The sequence below is a fragment of the Cellvibrio sp. genome (genome assembly GCF_053579595.1).
Genome location: NZ_JBRFPI010000525.1, coordinates 1 through 2346 on the forward strand (window position 1 = coordinate 1; position 2346 = coordinate 2346).

Here is a 2346-nt window from a genome sequence, read left to right on the forward strand (position 1 = left end):
TTACCTCGCCGCTACTGGGCACATCCAGACCAGGGAGAATCCCCAGCAAGGTAGATTTACCCGATCGCGATGCCCCTGTAATAGCCATAGACTCACCGGCCAATACGCTGATGGAAATCGGATGAAGGATCGTTAAATTACCCTCTTGCGTATTAACCTGTTTGGTGACTGAATTCGCTTGAACCATAGCAACAGCAGACATAATTGAGTAACCTTTAGTGAAGCAAAAAATCTTGATGAAACACGAATACCTCCATTCTATTGGCATAGGATTTTGATAACCATGTACAAACTGAAGATTTACCTGTTTTTACTCCTGACAATTGTCACCAGTCTCGCCTCTGCACAAAACCAAACAGCAGGGACAACAAAAATATTGGTGATGGGTGACAGCTTAAGTGCAGGCTATGGCATAGATATAGAACAAGGCTGGGTAAATCTGCTTGAGAAAGAACTAACGAAAAAACATGCAATACAGATCATTAATGCCAGCGTTAGTGGTGAAACCAGTTCTGGCGGCAACACTCGCCTACCTGTATTACTTGCTGAGCACAAGCCGGATATCGTGATTCTGGAACTAGGTGGCAACGATGGCCTGCGCGGCCAACCATTAAAATTACTGGAGAAAAATTTACAATCAATGATCGGTGCCAGCAAAAAAATTGAGGCAAAAGTACTACTTGCAGGTATGCAGATACCGCCCAATTATGGCGCGCGCTACAGCAATCAATTTAAAGAACTATATCCCAAGCTCGCCGAACAAAATGAGCTGGGATTAATTCCTTTTTTATTGGAGGGAATTGGTGGAAATGAATCACTAGTACAACGCGACGGGATTCACCCAACCGCCGAAGCACAGCCGATTATCGTAAAAAATGTGTTGCCCGAACTGGAAAAATTATTGCCCTGAGCTGAAAGGACCGGCAGCGCAACTACTCAGCCAACTCCAAATAATCAACAAGTAATTGTACTGTGGTATTGCCACGAAATTCGTTGATATCCAATTTATAAGCCACACGCACTTTTTTCGCTTGTGAATTAGGCCAGCGTGTTGGATCTATATTAAAGGCAATCGCATCTATTAGTTGCTGCCCTTGTGCATCATGCGCGAGGGTCATTTTCAAATGTTTTTCACCCACCAACTTTTGCTGCACCAAATAGAATTCGCCATCAAAGACCGGTTCGGGAAAATGTTGCCCCCAGGGCCCTGCCTCGCGCAATTGAGTGGCAATATGCAACGAAAAGTCCTGCACGGCCAACTCACCATCACTGACGACCACCGCTCGCAAATCATCTGTTGTTAACTGGCGACGAACCTCATCATCAAACGCTTGCGCAAATGCAGGAAAATTAGCGCGCGTTAAACTCATGCCCGCCGCCATTGCATGGCCACCAAATTTTTGTAGCAATTCAGGATGGCGTGCAGCAACTGCATCTAATGCATCGCGAATATGAAAACCCGGAACCGAACGCGCGGAACCTTTGATATCACCCTCACCTGCATCGGCAAACACAATCGTAGGGCGATGGTATTTATCTTTTATACGCGAAGCCAAAATACCTATCACACCTTGATGCCAGGTTTCGTCAAACAAACACAAACCCCAAGGCAAACTCTCTGCGTCGGCCTGCAAGGCTTTTTGTAGCATAGTCATGGCTTCTTGCTGCATACCCGTTTCAATGGCTTTACGATCGCGATTTAACTCATCGAGCTGCGCCGCCATTTCACGCGCGAGATTTTCGCTCTCGCACATTAAACATTGGATACCAAGCGACATATCATCCAACCGACCCGCTGCATTTAAGCGCGGCCCCAGCGCAAAACCAAAATCACTGGCCACTAATTTATTGGCTTGTTTGCCGGATACTTCCAGCATCGCTTTAATTCCCGGACGGCAAACACCCGCGCGAATACGCTGCAAACCCTGCGCAACCAAAATACGGTTGTTGTAATCCAATGGCACTACGTCGGCAACTGTGCCCAGTGCTACTAAATCCAAAAAGCTCGCCATATTAGGTTCGGTAATCCCGCTCTCTTCAAACCAACCCATTTGGCGCAGCTCGGCACGCAGCGCATTCATCACATAAAAAATAACACCGACACCGGCAAGATTTTTACTCGGAAATTCACAGCCTGGCTGGTTGGGGTTAACAATGGCGTCCGCTTCCGGCAATTCGCTACCGGGCAAATGGTGATCAGTTACGATCACCGCTATACCCAACTCGCGCGCGGCAAGTACACCGTCAATACTGGAGATTCCGTTATCAACGGTGATGATGACATCCGGTTGCTGCGCGGCTGCCACAGCAACAATTTCTGGCGTTAAGCCGTAACCAAATTCAAAG

General features: G+C 47.2%; 3 protein-coding genes. 1 reads left to right on the forward strand and 2 read right to left on the reverse strand.

Annotated features, from left to right (window positions below):
- The coding region (locus ACWA6V_RS20680; protein WP_449524254.1) for an ATP-binding cassette domain-containing protein at window positions 1-202 on the reverse strand (202 nt) is incomplete at its 3' end.
- A gap of 81 nt (window positions 203-283) precedes the next feature.
- On the opposite strand from ACWA6V_RS20680, the gene ACWA6V_RS20685 reads away from it, so the two are divergent.
- On the forward strand, window positions 284-910 hold the full coding sequence (locus tag ACWA6V_RS20685) for an arylesterase (RefSeq protein WP_449524255.1): 627 nt from the start codon (window positions 284-286) through the stop codon (window positions 908-910).
- A 22-nt stretch (window positions 911-932) separates the two neighbouring features.
- Here the strand turns inward: ACWA6V_RS20685 and recJ are convergent.
- Window positions 933-2346: single-stranded-DNA-specific exonuclease RecJ (gene recJ, locus ACWA6V_RS20690; protein WP_449524256.1), on the reverse strand; the 1414-nt coding region annotated here is incomplete at its 5' end.

Coding starts and splice junctions, on each gene's coding strand:
- ACWA6V_RS20685 (WP_449524255.1), top strand. CDS start 284: ATGTACAAACTGAAGATTTACCTGTTTTTACTCCTGACAATTGTCACC.